This window comes from Frateuria sp. (assembly GCF_013362045.1).
GTDB lineage: Bacteria > Pseudomonadota > Gammaproteobacteria > Xanthomonadales > Rhodanobacteraceae > Frateuria_A.
In genome coordinates, this window is the sequence record NZ_JABFWW010000104.1 from 1 (window position 1) to 17,439 (window position 17,439).

Annotated in this window: 14 protein-coding genes; 6 read left to right on the plus strand and 8 right to left on the minus strand. The window is 69.5% G+C overall.

All coding sequences use genetic code 11. From position 1 onward, the window contains the following. Positions 1 to 3,011, plus strand: a 3,011-nt coding sequence (locus tag HOQ08_RS05000) for a glycosyltransferase (RefSeq protein WP_291192279.1), incomplete at its 5' end; no start/stop codon positions are given. A 71-nt stretch (positions 3,012 to 3,082) separates the two neighbouring features. Here HOQ08_RS05000 and HOQ08_RS05005 read toward each other — a convergent pair. Next, positions 3,083 to 3,565, minus strand: coding sequence for an Lrp/AsnC family transcriptional regulator (locus HOQ08_RS05005; protein ID WP_291192280.1), 483 nt, complete (start codon positions 3,563 to 3,565; stop codon positions 3,083 to 3,085). 115 nt (positions 3,566 to 3,680) lie between these two features. Here HOQ08_RS05005 and HOQ08_RS05010 point away from each other — a divergent pair, with 115 nt between their 5' ends. Together HOQ08_RS05010 and HOQ08_RS05015 are read left to right on the plus strand one after the other, a co-directional pair. Continuing rightward, positions 3,681 to 4,634: a pyridoxal-phosphate dependent enzyme gene (locus HOQ08_RS05010; protein ID WP_291192281.1), complete on the plus strand. Its 954-nt coding sequence runs from the start codon at positions 3,681 to 3,683 to the stop codon at positions 4,632 to 4,634. Positions 4,635 to 4,666: 32 nt separating this feature from the next. After that, positions 4,667 to 5,281 carry a glutathione S-transferase family protein gene (locus HOQ08_RS05015; protein ID WP_291192282.1) on the plus strand — a complete coding sequence of 205 codons (615 nt, stop codon included), beginning with the start codon at positions 4,667 to 4,669 and terminating at the stop codon, positions 5,279 to 5,281. Positions 5,282 to 5,559: 278 nt separating this feature from the next. Here HOQ08_RS05015 and HOQ08_RS05020 read toward each other — a convergent pair whose 3' ends face one another. After that, positions 5,560 to 6,843, minus strand: coding sequence for a DUF763 domain-containing protein (locus HOQ08_RS05020; RefSeq protein WP_291192283.1), 1,284 nt, complete (start codon positions 6,841 to 6,843; stop codon positions 5,560 to 5,562). A gap of 206 nt (positions 6,844 to 7,049) precedes the next feature. On the opposite strand from HOQ08_RS05020, the gene HOQ08_RS05025 reads away from it, so the two are divergent. The 3 genes from HOQ08_RS05025 (at position 7,050) to HOQ08_RS05035 (ending at position 10,338) form a co-directional block, all read left to right on the plus strand. Beyond that, complete coding sequence (locus tag HOQ08_RS05025; protein ID WP_291192292.1) at positions 7,050 to 8,078, plus strand: phosphotransferase; 1,029 nt, start codon at positions 7,050 to 7,052, stop codon at positions 8,076 to 8,078. Further along, on the plus strand, positions 8,075 to 8,779 hold the full coding sequence (gene murU, locus HOQ08_RS05030) for an N-acetylmuramate alpha-1-phosphate uridylyltransferase MurU (RefSeq protein ID WP_291192284.1): 705 nt from the start codon (positions 8,075 to 8,077) through the stop codon (positions 8,777 to 8,779). Before HOQ08_RS05025 ends, murU begins: the two co-directional genes overlap by 4 nt. Before the next feature lie 86 nt (positions 8,780 to 8,865). Next, positions 8,866 to 10,338 (plus strand): HWE histidine kinase domain-containing protein, encoded by a 1,473-nt coding sequence (locus HOQ08_RS05035; protein ID WP_291192285.1) that lies wholly within the window; start codon positions 8,866 to 8,868, stop codon positions 10,336 to 10,338. A gap of 9 nt (positions 10,339 to 10,347) precedes the next feature. Here HOQ08_RS05035 and motB read toward each other — a convergent pair whose 3' ends face one another. The 6 genes from motB to tgt all read right to left on the minus strand — a co-directional run bounded on the left by motB (position 10,348) and on the right by tgt (position 17,358). Then, positions 10,348 to 11,436, minus strand: a complete 1,089-nt coding sequence (gene motB, locus HOQ08_RS05040; RefSeq protein ID WP_291192286.1) for a flagellar motor protein MotB — start codon at positions 11,434 to 11,436, stop codon at positions 10,348 to 10,350. Next, a complete protein-coding gene (gene motA, locus HOQ08_RS05045) occupies positions 11,433 to 12,302 on the minus strand; it encodes a flagellar motor stator protein MotA (protein WP_291192287.1) in 870 nt (289 codons plus the stop codon). Before motA ends, motB begins: the two co-directional genes overlap by 4 nt. Positions 12,303 to 12,627: 325 nt before the next feature. After that, positions 12,628 to 13,602 (minus strand): protein translocase subunit SecF, encoded by a 975-nt coding sequence (gene secF, locus HOQ08_RS05050; protein ID WP_291192288.1) that lies wholly within the window; start codon positions 13,600 to 13,602, stop codon positions 12,628 to 12,630. Between the two features lie 70 nt (positions 13,603 to 13,672). Continuing rightward, positions 13,673 to 15,553, minus strand: coding sequence for a protein translocase subunit SecD (gene secD, locus HOQ08_RS05055; protein WP_291192289.1), 1,881 nt, complete (start codon positions 15,551 to 15,553; stop codon positions 13,673 to 13,675). A 77-nt stretch (positions 15,554 to 15,630) separates the two neighbouring features. Then, the gene (gene yajC, locus HOQ08_RS05060; RefSeq protein WP_291192290.1) at positions 15,631 to 15,963 is read right to left on the minus strand and encodes a preprotein translocase subunit YajC; all 333 of its coding nucleotides are present in this window, start codon (positions 15,961 to 15,963) and stop codon (positions 15,631 to 15,633) included. 246 nt (positions 15,964 to 16,209) lie between these two features. Further along, positions 16,210 to 17,358 (minus strand): tRNA guanosine(34) transglycosylase Tgt, encoded by a 1,149-nt coding sequence (gene tgt, locus HOQ08_RS05065; RefSeq protein WP_291192291.1) that lies wholly within the window; start codon positions 17,356 to 17,358, stop codon positions 16,210 to 16,212. Positions 17,359 to 17,439: the final 81 nt, after the last annotated feature.

Below are 17,439 nucleotides of genomic sequence, written 5' to 3' on the forward strand. Positions count from 1 at the left end.
CGCTGCCCACGCTGGACTGGCTGATTCCCTCCTGGCTCAGCGTGAGCGGCCCGGACATGGCGCTGCACACCGCGATCGACGCCAAGGCGCTCAACCTGATCCGCCGCGGCAAGCCCTCCATGCCGATCCTGCCGCTGCTACAGAACATGGCGAACATGCAGTGGGACGGCGCAGGCCTGGCCAAGCTGCTGGCCGATCCGACGCGCCGGCAGGCGCGCATCAGCGAGATCGTCGGCTTCCTGGCCGCATACCACTTCCAGGGCATCACGGTGGATTTCGAGGAAATCCCGCCGGAGGCCCAGGCCGATTTCAAGACCTTCCTCGGCGAACTGTCCGACGCCTTCGCGCCCCACGGATGGGGAATCGTGCTGTCGGTGCCCTTCGACGACGAGAACTGGGACTACAAGGGCTTCGCCGAGATCGTCGACTTCGAGCTCCTGATGGCCTACGACCAGCACTGGGCCGGCAAGGATCCCGGCAGCATCGCCGGCCAGGACTGGTTCGAGCAGACGCTGGACAAGCGCATGAAGGAGCTGGACCCGGACCAGACCCTGGTCGCGCTGGGCAGCTACGGCTACGACTGGGCGGCCGGCCGCAACGCCGAGGCGCTCACCTTCCAGGACGCGATGGACCGCGCCAAGGATTCGCAGGCCAGCATCGACTTCGATGCCGACAGCGAGAATCCGCACTACTCCTACAGCGAGGACGACGGCACCGAGCACCAGGTCTGGTTCCTCGACGGCGTTACCGCCTTCAACCAGGTGCACGCCGCCGACGGCTACAAACCCTGGGGCTACGCGGTGTGGCGGCTGGGCTCGGAGGATCCGTCGATCTGGTCGGTGCTCGGCCGCCCCTACGACGCACCCGCGCCGCAGGAACTGAAATCGATCGACGCCGGCCAGGACATCGACATCGAGGGCCAGGGCGAGGTGCTGCAGGTTGCCTCCACGCCCTCGCCCGGCACGCGCGACGTCGAGGTGGACAAGGACGACGGCAGCATCGACGACGAGCACTACACGGCGCTGCCCAGTTCCTACGTGATCCAGCGCGTGGGCACCGCGCCGAAGCAGATCGCGCTCACCTTCGACGACGGTCCGGACGCGGAGTGGACGCCGCAGATCCTGGACATCCTCAAGGCCAAGCACGTGCCGGCCACCTTCTTCGTCATCGGCGAAGCCGCCGAGATGTCGCCCAAGCTGGTGCAGCGCGAGATCGACGAAGGCCACGACGTGGGCAACCACACCTTCACCCATCCGAACCTGGGCGAAATGCCGCCGGGATTGGTGTCGCTCGAACTCAACGCGACGCAGCGGCTGTTCGAGGCGCTGACCGGGCGCTCGATGCGGCTGTTCCGCGCGCCCTACTTCGGCGACGCCGAACCGACCACCGCCGACGAACTGGTGCCGATCCAGATCGCGCAGAAGATGGGTTACATCTCGGTAGGCCTGCACATCGATCCGAACGACTGGCAGCGCCTGCCGGCCGACAAGATCGTCGACAGCGTGCTGGCGCAGGTCTCGCACCAGAGCCCGGACCGGCAGAGCCGCGTGGTGCTGCTGCACGACGGCGGCGGCGAGCGCTCGCAGACGGTGGCCGCATTGCCGCGGATCATCGACGGGCTGCGCGCGCAGGGCTTCCAGTTCGTCACCGTGTCGCAGCTGGCCGGCCTGACCCGCGATCAGGCGATGCCGCCGCTGCCGCCCGGCTCGCTGGCGCGCTGGGCCGACCGCTCGGTGTTCCTCACGCTGGGCTGGTTCGGCCATTTCCTGCGCTGGCTGTTCATCACCGCCGTGCTGCTGGGCGTGGCGCGGCTGCTGGTGCTCGGCGGCCTGGCGATCGCCAACTGGCTGCGCGACCGGCGCCGCCACGTTCCCGCGATCGACACGGCGCCGCGCGTGTCGGTGCTGATCCCCGCCTTCAACGAAGAAAAGGTCATCGCCAGCTCCATCGGCCGCATCCTCAAGAGCCGGCACGTGGACCTGGAAGTGGTGGTGGTGGACGACGGCTCCACCGATGCCACCGCCGAGGTGGTCGGGCGCGAGTTCGCCGGCGAGCCGCGCGTGAAGCTGATCCGCATCCCCAACGGCGGCAAGGCCAACGCGGTCAACACCGCGCTGCGCGCCTCGCACGGGGATGTGGTAGTGGCGCTGGACGCCGACACGCAGTTCGAGCCGCACACCATCGCGCGGCTGGTGCGCTGGTTCGCCGATCCGAAGGTCGGCGCCGTGGCGGGCAACGCCAAGGTCGGCAACCGCGTCAACCTGATCACGCTGTGGCAGGCGCTCGAATACATCACCGCGCAGAACCTGGAGCGCCGCGCGCTGGCCGCGCTGGACACCATCACCGTGGTGCCCGGCGCCGTGGGCGCGTGGCGCCGCGCCGCACTGGAGGCGCTCGGCGGTTTTCCCGGCGACACCCTGGCCGAGGACCAGGACCTCACCCTGGCCGTGCAGATGGCCGGCTATACCGCGCTGTTCGACAGCACCGCGGTGGCCTGGACCGAGGCGCCGGATACCACGCGCGGCCTGGCCCGCCAGCGTTTCCGCTGGGCCTTCGGCACGCTGCAGTGCCTGTGGAAGCATCGCAAGGCCACCTTCAACCCGCGCTACGGCGCGCTGGGCCTGGTCGCGCTGCCGCAGGTATGGCTGTTCCAGATCATCTTCTCGGTAGTCTCGCCGCTGGTGGACCTGCTGATGCTCTGGCAACTCATCGCCACCGGCCTGGACTACCTGCAGCACCGCGCGCAGTTCAACTACGACAACCTGGAGAAGATGGCGGTCTTCTATGCGGTGTTCATGGCGGTGGACCTGGCCGCCGGCGCGCTCGCCTTCGCGATGGAAAAGAGGGAGAAGTGGAGCCTGCTGTGGTGGATGGTGCTGCAGCGCTTCGGCTACCGCCAGCTGATGTACTACGTGGTGCTGCGCTCGGTCTGGACGGCCATCCGCGGCCCGTCGGTGGGCTGGGGCAAGCAGGAACGCAAGGCTACGGTGCAGGCGGACGGGCACGAGTAGGCGCGGGTCGCGCCTGCCAGCGGCCTTGGCGCCACGACGGCCGGGGAACCGGCCCTTCGCGCCACGGCCCCTCAGGCCACCGGCTGTTCCATCGGGAGCGCCAGCCCGCGCTTGAGCGTGCCCAGCGCGACGCGGGTGCGGAAGCGCAGCACGTTCGCGTTCTCCACCATCAGCCGCTGCATCAGCGCCTCGTATTCCTGCACGTCGCGCACGGCCAGGATCAACACGTAGTCGCCCTCGCCGGTGACGTACCACGCTTCCTGGATCGCCGCCTCCGCGGCGATCCATTGCTTCAGGCGAAGCTGCAGCTCCGGGCGCTCGCGCTCCACCTCGACATCGGCGATCACCGTCAGCGGCCGCCCGGCATGCTTCGGGTCGACGACGGCCACCTCCGCACGGATCACCGCCTGCTCGCGCAAACGGGTGAGCCGCCGCTGCACGGCCGACGCGGACAGGCCCACCTGCGCACCGATCAGTTCGGCCGAACGGCGGGCATCGACCTGCAGGATCGCGAGGATGCCGCGGTCGAATTTGTCCAGGTCGATGCTCGTCACGCGCTGATGCCTCGTGGATCGGGGAAAAAACCTGCCTGGCCGGCATCCAACGCGGCCAGGCCGCGCGGGCGGACCCTAGCATAGCCAGCCATCTCTCCACTGCACGGCTCGCGGCATGGACTCCCTTCCTCGCTTCGATCGCATCCTGCAGGCCTCCGGGCACATCGATCCGGTGTTCCTCGACTCGCCGCAGGCAAGCGATGACGCGCTCGACGCCAGGCTGGGTTGCCCCCTGCTGGCGAAGATCGAGTTCGCCAACCCGATCGGCTCGTTCAAGGGCCGGGGCGCGGACGTCTTCTGCGCCACCGCGCTCGCGCCCGCCGAAGCGGTGTGTTGCGCCTCCGCCGGCAATTTCGGGCAGGGCCTCGCCCGCGCGGCGGCGCGGCTGGGCCACGCCTGCACGGTATTCGCGGCGCACGGCGCCAATGAAGTGAAGGTGGAGGCGATGCGCCGCCTCGGCGCGCAGATCCGCCTGCACGGCCACGACTTCGACGCTGCCAAGGACGCCGCGCGCACGCATGCCGCCGAACACGGCCTGCGCTACGTCGAGGACGGCGCCGAGGCGGCGATCGCCGAGGGCGCGGGCACCATCGCCCTGGAGCTGCTGCGCGACGGCGACTTCGACGCCGTCGTGGTGCCGGTCGGCAACGGCGCCCTGCTGGCCGGCATCGGCACCGTGCTGCGCCGGCTCGCGCCGGCAGTGGAGATCGTCGCCGCGGTGGCTGCCGGCGCGCCCGCAATGAAGCTTTCGATCGATGCCGAGCGGGTCGTCGCCACCGCACGCGCCGACACCGTCGCGGACGGCATCGCCGTGCGCGTGCCGATCGCTTCGACGCTCGCACACCTGCGCAGCTGTTGCGATGCCACGGTCGCCGTGTCGGAGTCGCAGATCCTCGATGCCATGCGCCTTATCCATCGACACCTGGGGCACTGCGTGGAACCTTCCGGCGCCGTGGGCGTGGCCGCCGTGCTGGCCCAGCCGGCGCGCTACGCCGGGCGACGCGTGGCCACCGTGCTCACCGGCGCGAACCTTTCCCAGCCGATGCGCGAGCGCCTGCTCGCAGGCTGAGCCCCGACATATCCGCCCCTCCCGGGAGTCCCATGAAGCTGCTCTACCAGACCCATTCGCCCTACGCCCGCAAGGTGCTGGTCGCCGCCCACGAACTGGGCATGGCCGACCGCCTCGACGTCATCCACCACGAAACCAGCCCGACCCGCCGCAACGACGAGGTGTTCGCGCTCAACCCGCTCGGCAAGGTGCCGGTGCTGATCGACGCGGGGCTGGTGCTGTTCGACTCGAACGTGATCTGCGAGTACCTCGACGGCATCCACGGCCGCCACACGCTGATCCCGCCCGAACCTGGCCCGCGCTACCGCGCCCTGCGGCTGCAGGCCCTGGCCCAGGGCGTCGCCGACGCCGGCATCGCGCTGCGCTGGGAGGCCGAACGCCGGCCCGAAGCGTTGCGCTGGCCGGCGATGCGCGAGGGCCAGCTGCAAAAGATCGTCGCCGCCTGCGACTACCTGGAAGCGGAGCTGGGCAGCGGCCTGGCACCGGACATCGGCGCGATCGCGCTGGCCACGGCGCTGAGCTGGATCGAGTTCCGCCAGGTCTACGCATTCCAGCCGGGACGGCCACGTCTTGCCGCCTGGTACGGCGACTTCTGCGGCCGCGCCTCGATGCTCGCCACCTCGCTGCGCGGCGACACCCGCGACTGAGCACCGGCACGCCATGACCTCCCTGTGGACCGACCTGCTGCTACTGCATGGCTACATCAGCGATTGGCGGCTGGCCCTCCGCCTGGCCGACACGGCCACGCCCGAGGGTCCAGCGGCGCCTGCGGCACCGGCCGCCGCGCCACGTCACGAACGGAAACGTCCAGGATGGCCGCGCCTCTGCCTGGGCATCGGCGACGGGTCGATGCGTCGCCAGTGACGCGCACGACCTGGCGACGGCGCTCCGTCGCATGCCAGCCGGCACGCCATGCGCACGACGCTCACGAATTGGCCTTACTCCCGCGCGCCGGTGGTGCAACCGCCGGCGGCTCCCAGCCGAACACGCTGCGGCCGCCGTACTCATGCGAGCGCTGCCGCTCCTCGGCGAGGTACTGCTCCACCGTCGGTCCGCGTGCATGCGCTTCCAGCCGGCGCGCCTGCGCGTCCAGGCGCTTGAGCGCGGCCAGTTGCTCGTCGCGGCCCAGCCGGGCGTTTTCCACCGCGGACTTGAGCACGCCGATGGTGTGGTCGTACACGCGCGTGGGCACGGGAAACGGGTGGCGGTCCTTGCCGCCGTGCGCCAGCGAATAGCGCGCCGGATCGGAGAACCGGCACGGCGCCCCGTGCACCACCTCGGCGACCATGGCCAGCGCGCGCACCGTGCGCGCACCCACGCCCGGCACCTGCAGCAGTTCGGTGAAGTCGCGCGGGCCGTTCTCGGCCGCCGCCGCGAGCGCGCCATGCAGGCGGCGCGCGACGACGTCGCTGGCGCGCACGTCGTGATGGTCGGGCATGGACAGGTGCGGCAGCAGGCCCAGCTGCAGCGGCGCATCGAGCTGCGGCGCCGGCGCCGGCTTGCCTTCGATGTGCACCAGCTCGCGCGCGATGCCGTCCGGACCGAGCGTCTGCAGCAGCTCCAGCTGCGCCGCGCGCGAAGCCTGCGCACGGCGATCGGCCAGGTTCACGATGCGGCCCTGGCCGGGGCCGTCGACCGCCGCGTGCGGATCGTCCACGAAGCTTTTCAGGTTCTCCGACAGCCAGTGATAGCGGCGCGCCTGCCGGCGTTCGCCATTCATGCCCTGCTGCACCACCACCCACCGGCCATCGTCGGCGACGATGAAGCCGTGCAGGTAGAGATCGAAGCCGTCCTGCACCGCGGCGCTGTCCACCTTGGCCACCAGCCGGCTCGCGCTGGCCAGCGCGCCGCCATCGAGCCCTACCTTCTCGCCGATCGCCAGCAGCTCGCCGGGCGTCGCGCGCGAATGCCTGCCGCGCCCGCCGCAGACGTGGATGCCCAGCTCGCCCGACAGCGGCGCCAGCCCGCGCTTGAGCGCGCCGATCACGCTAGTGGTGATGCCGGAGGAGTGCCAGTCCATGCCCATCACCGCGCCGAAGGACTGGAACCAGAAGGGATGCGCCAGCCGCCGCAGGAACTCGTCGCGGCCGTACTCGCGCACGACCGCCTCGGCGATCAGCGCGCCCAGCCGCGTCATCCGGTCCGCCAGCCAGCGCGGTACGCGCCCGCCGTGCAGCGGCAGGTCGGCGCTTCCGGATCGTCGGGTCATGCGGACTGGGGCTCCGGGGTCGGCGATGCTGAATTTCCCTGCACTTCCCTGGGGCCGGATCAGCGTTCGGCGCGATGCGCGAAAGCGCAGGCGCGAGTATCGCAGAAGGCAGCCCATGCCGGCTGAACCCACGCGACGCAATGAACCGATGGACCCCATCCTCGCCGGCTCGCTAAGCTGGTGCGGTTTCCTTGCCCGACCTGCCCATGACCGACCGCGCCGCCGCCCGCCTCGACTGGACCCGCGCCACCCTCGGCGATCCCTCGCTCACCCTGGCGCCGGCATCGGCCGATGCCAGCTTCCGCAGCTACTGGCGCACGCACGCCGATGGCCGCAGCGTGATCCTGATGGACTCGCCTCCAGCGCAGGAGGACCCCGCGCCCTGGGTCGCCATCGGGCAACGCCTGCGCGATGCCGGCCTGCACGTGCCGGCCGTGCTGGCGCAGGACCTCGCGCAGGGCTTCCTGCTGATCGAGGACCTCGGCCAGCGCCTGTACCTGCCGGCCCTCGACGCGGCCGGCGCCGACCATCTGTACGGCCAGGCGATGGATGCGCTGCTGCGCATCCAGAGCGCGGTCGACGGCTCGTCGCTGCCGCCCTACAACCATGCCTTCCTGCAACGCGAGCTGGAACTGATGCCCGAGTGGTTCCTCAAGCGCCACCTGGGCTACACGCCCGAGTGCGAGGAGTGGGACGTGATCGAGCAGGCCTTCACCGTGCTGCTGCACAGCGCCGCCGAGCAGCCGCGCGTGTTCGTGCACCGCGACTTCCACAGCCGCAACCTGCTGATCGTCGATACGCCGGCCGATGATCCGGCGCTGTTGTGGAACCCCGGCATCATCGATTTCCAGGGCGCGCTGCATGGTCCGCTCGCCTACGACCTCGCCTCGTTGCTGCGCGATTGCTACGTCGCCTGGGACGAGGCGCGCGTGCAGGGCTGGGTCGAGGCCTATCGGCAACGTGCGCAGCAGGCGGGCCTGCTCGATCCGGCGGTGGATGCCGCGCGCTTCCGTCGCTGGTTCGACCTGATCGGCCTGCAGCGGCACATCAAGGTGCTCGGCATCTTCTGCCGCCTGTGGTACCGCGACGGCAAGCCCGGTTACCTCGCGGACCTGCCGCGCGTGCTCGGCTACGTGCTGGACGTTTCCCGCGCCTATCCCGAACTGGCCGGGTTCGCCGCGCTGGTCGAACGCTGCGTGGGCCGGCGCGACGTCACCGTGCCGGTTGCCGCATGAGGCACGCGCTGATCTTCGCCGCCGGCCTGGGCGAGCGCATGCGCCCGCTCACCGACCAGCGGCCCAAACCGTTGCTGGAGGCCGGTGGCAAGCCGCTGATCGTGTGGCACCTGGAAAAGCTCGCCGCCGCCGGCGTGCGCTACGTGGTCGTCAACACCTCGCATCTCGCCCAGCAGTTCCCGGGCCTGCTCGGCGACGGCAGCCGCTGGGGCCTGCGCATCCGCTACGCCTACGAAGGCCCGACGCCGCTGGAAACCGGCGGCGGCATGCTCAACGCCCTGCCGCTGCTGGGCGGCGAGCCCTTCGTCGCGGTCAACGGCGACATCCACAGCGACGTGGACTACGCCAGCCTGCCGCAACGGCCGCCGGGCCTGGCGCACCTGGTGATGGTGGACAACCCGGCGCACCACCCGCAGGGCGATTTCGTGCTCGACGCCGGCGGCCGGCTGCACGGCGACGGCGCGCCGCGGCTGACTTTCAGCGGCATCGGCGTGTACCGGCGGGAGCTGCTGCAGGACTGGCGCGCGACGATCGGCGACGCTCCCGGCACGGAGGCGACGCCGCCGCGCTTCAGGCTGGCCCCGCTGCTGCGCACCGCCATGGCCGCGGGACAGGTGCATGGCGCGCACCATAGCGGCCGTTGGACCGATGTCGGCACGCCGGCCCGCCTGGCCGAACTCGATCTGCGCCTGCGCGGGTAACCACCCATGCCCAGTGGATGGCGGCGATGACGCGCCCTGCATGAGCCCCACCTATAGTGGCCGCAACCAACGCCAACGCAGCCGCCATGGACGACAACGAACGGACGCAATCCGGTTTGGACATGCCCCGGCGGGTACGCGCCTACGACTGGACAGCCACCGCCCTGGGCCCGATGGAACAGTGGCCCCAGGCCCTGCGCACGGCCGTGGACATCACCCTCTCCTGCCAGCTGCCGATGGTGATGGCCTGGGGCCCGGACGCGCAGCTCATCTACAACGACGCCTACGCCGGCTTCGCTGGCGGCCGCCATCCCTACCTGCTGGGCCTCAACGTGCTGGCCGCATGGCCGGAGGTGGCCGACTTCAACCAGCACGTGCTGGACGTGACCCTGGCCGGCTGCTCGCTTTCGTTCAAGGACCAGCCGCTGGTGCTGTTCCGCAACGGGCATGCGGAGGAGGTCTGGCTGGACCTGGACTACACCCCGCTGCGCGACGCCGACGGCGTGCCGCGCGGCTTCCTCGCCATCGTGGTGGAAACCACCGCGCGCGTGCTGGCCGAGCGCGCCTACCACCGCGCACGCGAGCAGGTGGAGCTTGCGCTGGACGCCGGCGCGGTGATCGGCACCTGGCTATGGGACGTGCAGGCCGACCGGGTGACCGCCGACAGCCGTTTCGCGCGCAGCTTCTCGCTCGACCCGGCGGAGGTGGCCGCGGGCCTGCCGGCGCAGGTCTTTCTGCGGCGCATCCATCCGCAGGATCTGCCCGAGGTGGAAGCACGCATCCGCGAGAGCCTTGACAGCGGCGCGCCCTATCGCTGCCAGTACCGCATCTGCAAGCCCGACGACGGCTACCTGTGGGTCGAGGCCGCCGGCCGCTGCGAGCACGGCGCCAGCGGGCAGCCCACCTGCTTCGCCGGTCTCATCGTCGACGTGCAGGACCGCAAGCTGGCCGAACAACAGCAGCGCACGATGATCAACGAGCTCAACCACCGGGTGAAGAACACCCTGGCGATCGTGCAGTCCCTGGCCGCGCAATCCTTCAGCGGCGCCACCTCGGTCGAGCGCGCGGCCGAGGTCTTCAATGCCCGCCTGATCTCGCTTTCGCATGCCCACGACGTGCTGACCCACGAGCACTGGCAGAGCGCGCTGCTGAGCGATCTGGTCAAGCAGATGGCGCGCTCGCACGACTTCCGCGGCAACGAGCGCTTCGAGATCCAGGGGCCGCGGGTGCGGCTGGCGCCGCAGCAGGCGCTGTCCTTCGCCATGGCGCTGCACGAGCTGGCCACCAACGCCATCAAGTATGGCGCGCTGGGCGACCGCGGCGGCGGCGTGCGCATCCACTGGCGCGTCGATGGCGGCGGCCAGGGGCCGGTCCTGCACCTGGACTGGGTGGAGCACGGCGGCCCGCCGGTCGATCCACCCACCCGCAAGGGCTTCGGCACCCGCCTGATCGAACGCTGCCTCAACCCGGAGCGCAATGGCGCGGTCTGCTTCGACTACCGCCAGAGCGGGCTGGCCTGCCACATCGCCATGCCGCTGCCGGTGGTGGAGGAAGAGTGAGCCATGCCCTCAGCGCCCGGCCGGGCGCAAGGTGGGCGGTACCGGCAGCACGCCGGCGGTGACCTGTTCGGCGGCACGGGGCGCGGCGGCGGGCGCGACGGCCATGGGGTGAACGGGCAAGGGATTGCCGGACGCGGCGTTGCCGCCGGTTGCCGGTGCCGCTGAAGACGGCGGCGCTGTCGTCGGCAGGCGCACGGCGGGTTCCGCGCTGCCGTCCACCACGTCCTGGGAGAGCGCCGCCGCTTCGGCCTGCCGGGTCATCACGATGATGCTGATGCGCCGGTTGATCGGGTTGTCCGGGTGCGCCTTGTCCAGCGGCACCGAGGCCGCCAGGCCGACCACGCGCGCGCTTTTGCCCTCGGACATGCCCCCCGCCAGCAGTGCGCGGCGTGCCGCGTTGGCGCGGTCGGTGGAGAGCTCCCAATTGCTGTAGTTGCGCTCGTTGGCGTACGGCGCATCGTCGGTGTGGCCGGTGATGCTGACGCGGTTGGGAACGCGGTTGATGAAGGCGCCCAGCTCGCCGAGGATGGTGCGGGTGTAGTCCCTCAGCTTGGCGCTGCCCGTATCGAACATCGGGCGGTTGAGCTTGTCCACGATCTGGATGCGCAGCCCTTCGGGCGTGATGTCCAGCAGCAACTGGTCCTTGAACGGCGCCAGCGCCTGGCTGTTCTGGATGGCCGCATGGAGTTGGCTCATCAGTTCCTGCAGGCGGGCCTTCTCCTGCGCGCGCGCCCGCTTGTCCATATCCTCCTTCGAGGCTGCGCCGGGCGGACCGTTGTGGCGGTCCTTGCCGGGGCCATGGGAAAGATCCAGCGCGCCCCCCAGCTTCACGGCCGCGTCGCTGGCGCCGCCCGGGCCCATCCGTCCCGGAGGCGCGATCGTGGCGTTGCCGGGCGCCGTGCTCGGGTTCTTGAAGTACTCGGAAATGGCCGCCTTCTGCTCGCGCGTGCCGGCGCCGAGGATCCACATCACGAGGAAGAACGCCATCATCGCGGTGACGAAGTCGGCATAGGCCACCTTCCAGGCGCCGCCGTGGTAGCCGTGCCTGCGCTTCTTCACCCGCCTGACGATGATCGGCGAGCCGTCCCCTTCGCTCATGCGCCGGCTCCGGCGCGGGCGCCCTTGAGGTGGTCCTCAAGGTCCTGGAAGTTGGGTCGCGCATGCGCCGACAGCGCCTTGCGCGCGAACTCCACCGACACCTTGGGGTTGTAGCCGCGCAGGTTGGCCAGCAGCGCCACCTTCACGCATTCGTAGGCCTTGCCGTCCTCGCGCACGCGGCTTTCCATCGCCGCGGCGAGCGGCCCGATGAAGCCGTAGCACAGCAGGATCCCCAGGAAGGTGCCGACCAGCGCGCCGGCGATGTGCTCGCCGATGCGCGTGGTATCGCCGCCCAGGTTGGACATGGTGGTGACGATGCCCAGCACCGCCGCCACGATGCCGAAGCCGGGCAGCGCGTCGGCCATCTTCGCCACCGCCTGCGCAGGCGCCTCGGCCTCCATGTGGTGGTTCTCCACCTCGGCGTCGAGCAGCGCCTCGAGCTCGTGCGCCTCCATGTTGCCGCCGACGACCAGGCGCAGGCAGTCGGTGATGAACTCGACCAGATGCTGCTCGCCCAGCAGGCGCGGGTAGGCGGAAAACACCGGGCTCGATTGCGGATCCTCGATGTGCGGCTCCATGCCGAGCACGCCTTCCTTGCGCATCACGCCGAAGATGTCGTACAGCAGCGAGAGCAGGTCCACGTAGTCCTGCTTGCGGTACTTGGGGCCTTTCACCAGCGCCAAAGTCTCGTGCAGGGCGGCCTTGACCACCTTGCTGGGGTTGGCGGTCAGGAAGGCCCCGATGGCGCCGCCGAAAATGATCAGCAACTCGTAGGGCTGCCATAGCGCCAGCAGTTGCCCGTGCGACATGACGTAGCCGCCGAGCACGCAACCGACCACGATCAAGGTTCCAACCAAAACCAGCATTTCGACTCCGGGCGGCGCGGTGCCTGTGCAGCACTCCGGGTTATCGGTCGGCCGGGAGAAAAATTGAACGCTTAGGCCACCGACGGCAGGCCGGCCTTTCGTCCCGCGGCCGCCCGGTTGTCTTCGGCCCGCTTGCGGCGCATGGCGGCAAACGGGGCGCGTACCCTGGTCCGCCGGTCCGGGGCCTGGGGGCGTGCGCCGCGCTTGCCGCCCGGGCAAGCGACCATGCCGACGTTCCCGCCTTGCCCGACACGCCACCGCCGCCCCGAGCTCAAAGAAAAGCCCGGCGCGAGCCGGGCTTTTTCGACGATCGGGCGAGGGGCGCTCAGGGCCGGCGCGCCAGCTCCGGGTTGTCCCTGGTCTGCGGCATCAGGTCCTTCTTGGACACGCCCAGCCACAGCAGGATCGGGCTGGCCACGAAGATCGAGGACAGGGTGCCCACCACGATGCCGATCAGCATGGTGATGGCGAACCCGTGCACCGCCGTACCGCCGAAGAAGTACAGCGCCGCCATGGTGATGCCGGTGAACAGCGACGTGATGATGGTGCGCGAGAGCGTGGTGTTGATCGAGCGGTTGAGGATCTCCTCCGGGTCGGCCTTGCGCGCCAGCCGGAACAGCTCGCGGATGCGGTCGAACACCACCACCTTGTCGTTGATCGAGTAGCCGATCACCGCCAGCACCGAGGCCAGCACGGTCATGTCGAACTCGCGCTGCACCAGCGCGATCACGCCCAGGGTCACCAGCGTGTCGTGCACCTCCGTCAGCAGCGCGGCAACCGCGAAGCGCCGCTCGAAGCGGATCCACAGGTAGATGCCGATGCCGATGATCACGAAGATCGCCGCAATGCTGCCGTCGCTCTTGAGCTCGTCGCCGACCTGGGCGGTGACGAAGTTGCGGCTGCTCAGGGCGGCGTCCGGACGCTCCTTCTTGAGCGCCGCCATGACGTCGGCGGCCACCTTGTCCGCCCGGGCCGACTCGCTCTGGCCCGCGGTGGCCGCGGCGGCAGCCTTGTCGTCCTTCGGCTGCAGGCGGATCACCACCTGGCGCGAGCCGCCCAGGCTCTGCACCACCGGGTTCTCGATGCCGGCCTCGTCCAGCGCCTTGCGTACGTCGCCGATGTCGATGGTATTGGCGTACTTGACCTCCACCGAGATGCCGCCGGTGAAGTCCAGCCCGTAGTTGAGGCCGCGGGTGAAGATCAGCACGACCGAGGCGACCATCAGCAGGATGGCGATGGCCACGCTGACCTTGCGCATGCGCAGGAAGGGCACGTTGGCGTTGTGGTTGAAGATTTCCATCGTGGGATTCTCTGTACGGAGGTCCGTCTCCGGGGCAAAGCGGCCATCCGTGGCCGCACTCTTCGAATGTTTAGACCGACAGCGTCTTGAGCTTGCGGTTGCCGTGGATCAGCGCGGTGATCGCGTGCGTCACGGTGACCGAGGTGAACATCGAGGTGATGATGCCGATGAACAGCGTCACGCCGAAGCCTTTGATCGGACCCGAGCCCATGGTGGTCAGCGCCAGCGCGGCGATCAGGTGGGTGACGTTGGCGTCCAGGATGGTCGCCCAGGCCTTCTCGTAGCCGGCGCGGATCGAGGCGTGCGGGCTGGATCCGTTGCGCAGCTCCTCGCGCACGCGCTCGCAGATCAGCACGTTGGCGTCGATCGCCATGCCCAGCGTCAGCACGATGCCGGCGATGCCCGGCATGGTCAGGGTCACGCCGATCATCGACATCACCGCGACCAGGATCACCAGGTTGAAGAACAACGCAATGTCGGCCACCAGGCCGAACAGGTGGTAGTAGATCGCCGCCGCCAGCAGCACCAGCCCCAGGCCCAGCAGCACCGCGCGCAGGCCCTGCTTGATGTTGTCCTGGCCCAGGCTCGGCCCGATCACGTACTGCGAGACGATGTCCATCGGCGCGGCCAGCGAGCCGCCCTTGAGCAGCAGCGCGAGCTCGGAGGCTTCCTTCGGCGTGGCAAGGCCCGTGGTCTGGAACTGCTTGCCGAACACGCCCTGGATGGTCGCGTCGCTGATGACCTCCTGCGTGGTGTGCGGCACGCGCACCTCCTTGCCGTCGACCATCTTGGTGTCGTACACGGTCTCCACGTACACCACCGCCATCGGCTTGCCGACGCTGGCGCTGGTGAAGTCGAGCATCTTCTTGGCGCCCGAAGCGCTCAGGGTCACGTCCACCTTGGGCGTGCCGCTCTGCTGGTCGGTGCCGGAGGCGGCGTCCACCAGCTCGTCGCCGGTGACGATGATGCGCTTGCTGACCAGCACCGGCCGGTTGGTGCCGCGCTCGTAGTAGAGGTTGGCGTCCGGCGGCACGTTGCCGGTGCGCGCGGCCTCGACCGCGCGCGGATCGCCCGGATAACCGATGCCGGCGCGGTATTCGAGGGTGGCGATCGCGCCGATCACCTTCTTGGCCTCGGCCGGATTCTGCACGCCGGCGAGCTCGACCACGATCTGGTCCTCGCCCTGCTGCTGGATCACGGGTTCGGACACGCCCAGCGCGTTGACGCGGTTGCGCAGCGTGCCGGTGTTCTGGCGGATGGTGGCCAGCGCCAATTCGCGCACCTTCTCCGGCTTGACCGAAACGTTGAGCAGGAAGCGGTCGCCGGTGTTGGCGCCGTCCTGCACGATCAGGTCCGGATACTCCGTGCCGATCGTGGTTGCGGCGGTGCTACGGTCGGCCGCCGAACGCAGCACCACGCCGACGCCCTGCCCGCGCTGGGCATTGCGCGTAACCGATTCGTAGCGGATGTTCTTTTCGCGCAGCAGGCTGCGGATGTCGTCGGCGTAGCGCTCTTCCTGCTTGTCGACCACCGCGTTCTGGTCCACCGACATCAGGAAGTGCACGCCGCCCTGCAGGTCCAGGCCCAGCGGCATCGAGTTGGCGTGGATGGCGCGCAGCCAGCCCGGCACGGTGGAGGCGAGGTTCAGCGCCACGGTGTAGTTGTCGCCCAGCGCGCCCTTGACCACGTCGGCCGCCTTGGCCTGCACGTCGGCATTGGCGAAATCGGCCACCAGGTGGTCGCCTTCGATCGTAAGCGCGCTGTAGGGCACGTTCTGCTGCTTCAATGCCGCGGCGACCTTCTGCTCGACCGAGGCATCGAGGGCCGCGCCATGGGTGGCGATCACCTGTACCGACGGCACCGGCGGGAACGCGTTGGGCAACGCATAGACGATGCCCAACAGCAACACCAACGCGACTAGCGCGTATTTCCAGCGTGGAAAGTCACTCATGCCTTAAGAAGCCCGTTCTCGTTACTTCGAAGGCCGCGACCCCCTCGGCCGCGGCGGATGCCCTTGCCGGCCTTGGATCAGGAGGCCTTCAGCGTGCCCTTGGGCAGCACCTGCGAAACGGCGCCCTTCTGCAGCTTGATCTTCACGTTCGGCGCGATCTCCACGGTGAGGAAGCTCTCGCCCACCTCGTCCACGCGACCGGCGATGCCGCCGTTGCTGACCACCTCGTCCCCCTTGGCCAGCGCCGCCACCAGGTTGCGATGCTCCTTCTGGCGCTTCATCTGCGGGCGGATCATCAGGAAATAGAAGATGGCGAACAACGCGATCAGCGGCAGGAAGCTGAAGAGCGGGTTGCCAGGCGCGGCGGCGGGAGCGGCCTGGGCGATCACGAACGGCATCGGAAGACTCATCGTTTCATCCTGCAAGTTGTGGCGTGGACTGGAAATTTCGGTCCACGCCGGAAAAAGGTCTTGGATTATGCCATGCGCCCCAGGGGCATGCACGGCAGCTTCACGCGTTCTGCATGGCGGCACGGCCCCGCCTTTGCAAGCGGTGCGCCTTGGGCAAGGGCCATGCGCGGAAAGTTCCGGCAACGGGAACGTAGGGAAGGCTTCAGCCCACCTTTCCCTCGTCGGCACGGTGGGCCGAAGCCCACCCTACGGTTCCGGTGCGCTCCCCCCTCGGCGCCGCGCGTAGAACGCCGCGACGAAGTCCTCCAGCGCGCCGCCTGCGATCGCCCCACGCAGGCCGGCCATCAGTCGCTGGTAGTGGCGCAGGTTGTGGTGGGTGGCCAGCGTGCTGGCGAGGATCTCGTTGCAGCGGTCCAGGTGGCGCAGGTAGGCGCGCGAGAAGCCGTTGGCGCAGGCGTAGCAGTCGCAGCCCTCCTCGATCACCCGCGTGTCGTCGGCGTACTTGGCGTTGCGGATGCGCAGCGTGCCCTCGGGCACGAACAGGAAGCCGTTGCGCGCATTGCGGGTGGGCATCACGCAGTCGAACATGTCGATGCCGCGGCGCACCGCTTCCACGATGTCCTCCGGCCGCCCCACGCCCATCAGGTAGCGCGGCTTGTCCTGCGGCAGCATGGACACGGTGAAGTCCAGCGTGCGGTTGCGTTCTTCCTCCGGCTCGCCCACCGCCAGGCCGCCTACCGCATAGCCGTCGAAGCCGATGCCGACCAGCCCTTCGGCCGAGCGGCGGCGCAGCGGCTCGTACACGCCGCCCTGCACGATGCCGAACAGGGCGTTGGGCGGCTTTGAACCGGCACGTTGCAGCTCGTCGAAGGCGCGGCGCGAGCGCTCGGCCCAGCGCAGCGACATCGCCATCGAGTCCTCGGCCTGCTTCTCCGTCGCCGGGTAGGGCGTGCACTCGTCGAAGATCATGGCGATGTCCGAGTCCAGCACGGTCTGGATCTTCATCGACACTTCCGGCGACAGGAACACCTTGGAGCCGTCCACCGGCGAGGCGAAGGTCACGCCCTCTTCGGCCAGCTTGCGCTTGTGCGCCAGCGAGAACACCTGGAAGCCACCCGAGTCGGTGAGGATCGGCTTGTTCCAGCCGATGAAGCGGTGCAGGCCGCCGAACTTCTCCACGACCTCCAGGCCGGGCCGCAGGTAGAGATGGAAGGTGTTGCCCAGGATGATTTCGGCGCTTAGCTCGGCGAGGTCGCGCGGGGTCATCGCCTTGACCGAGCCGTAGGTACCCACCGGCATGAAGGCGGGGGTCTCCACCGTGCCGCGTGCGAAGGCGAGGCGGCCGCGGCGGGCCGCGCCGTCGCGGGCCAGCAGTTCGAAAGTCATGGAAGTCATCGGGGCATTATCGCATCGCGCGCCTCTGCTCCTCTTCCCTCCGGGGAGAGGGCTGGGGCGAGGGGCCGGGTCTTGCGAAAG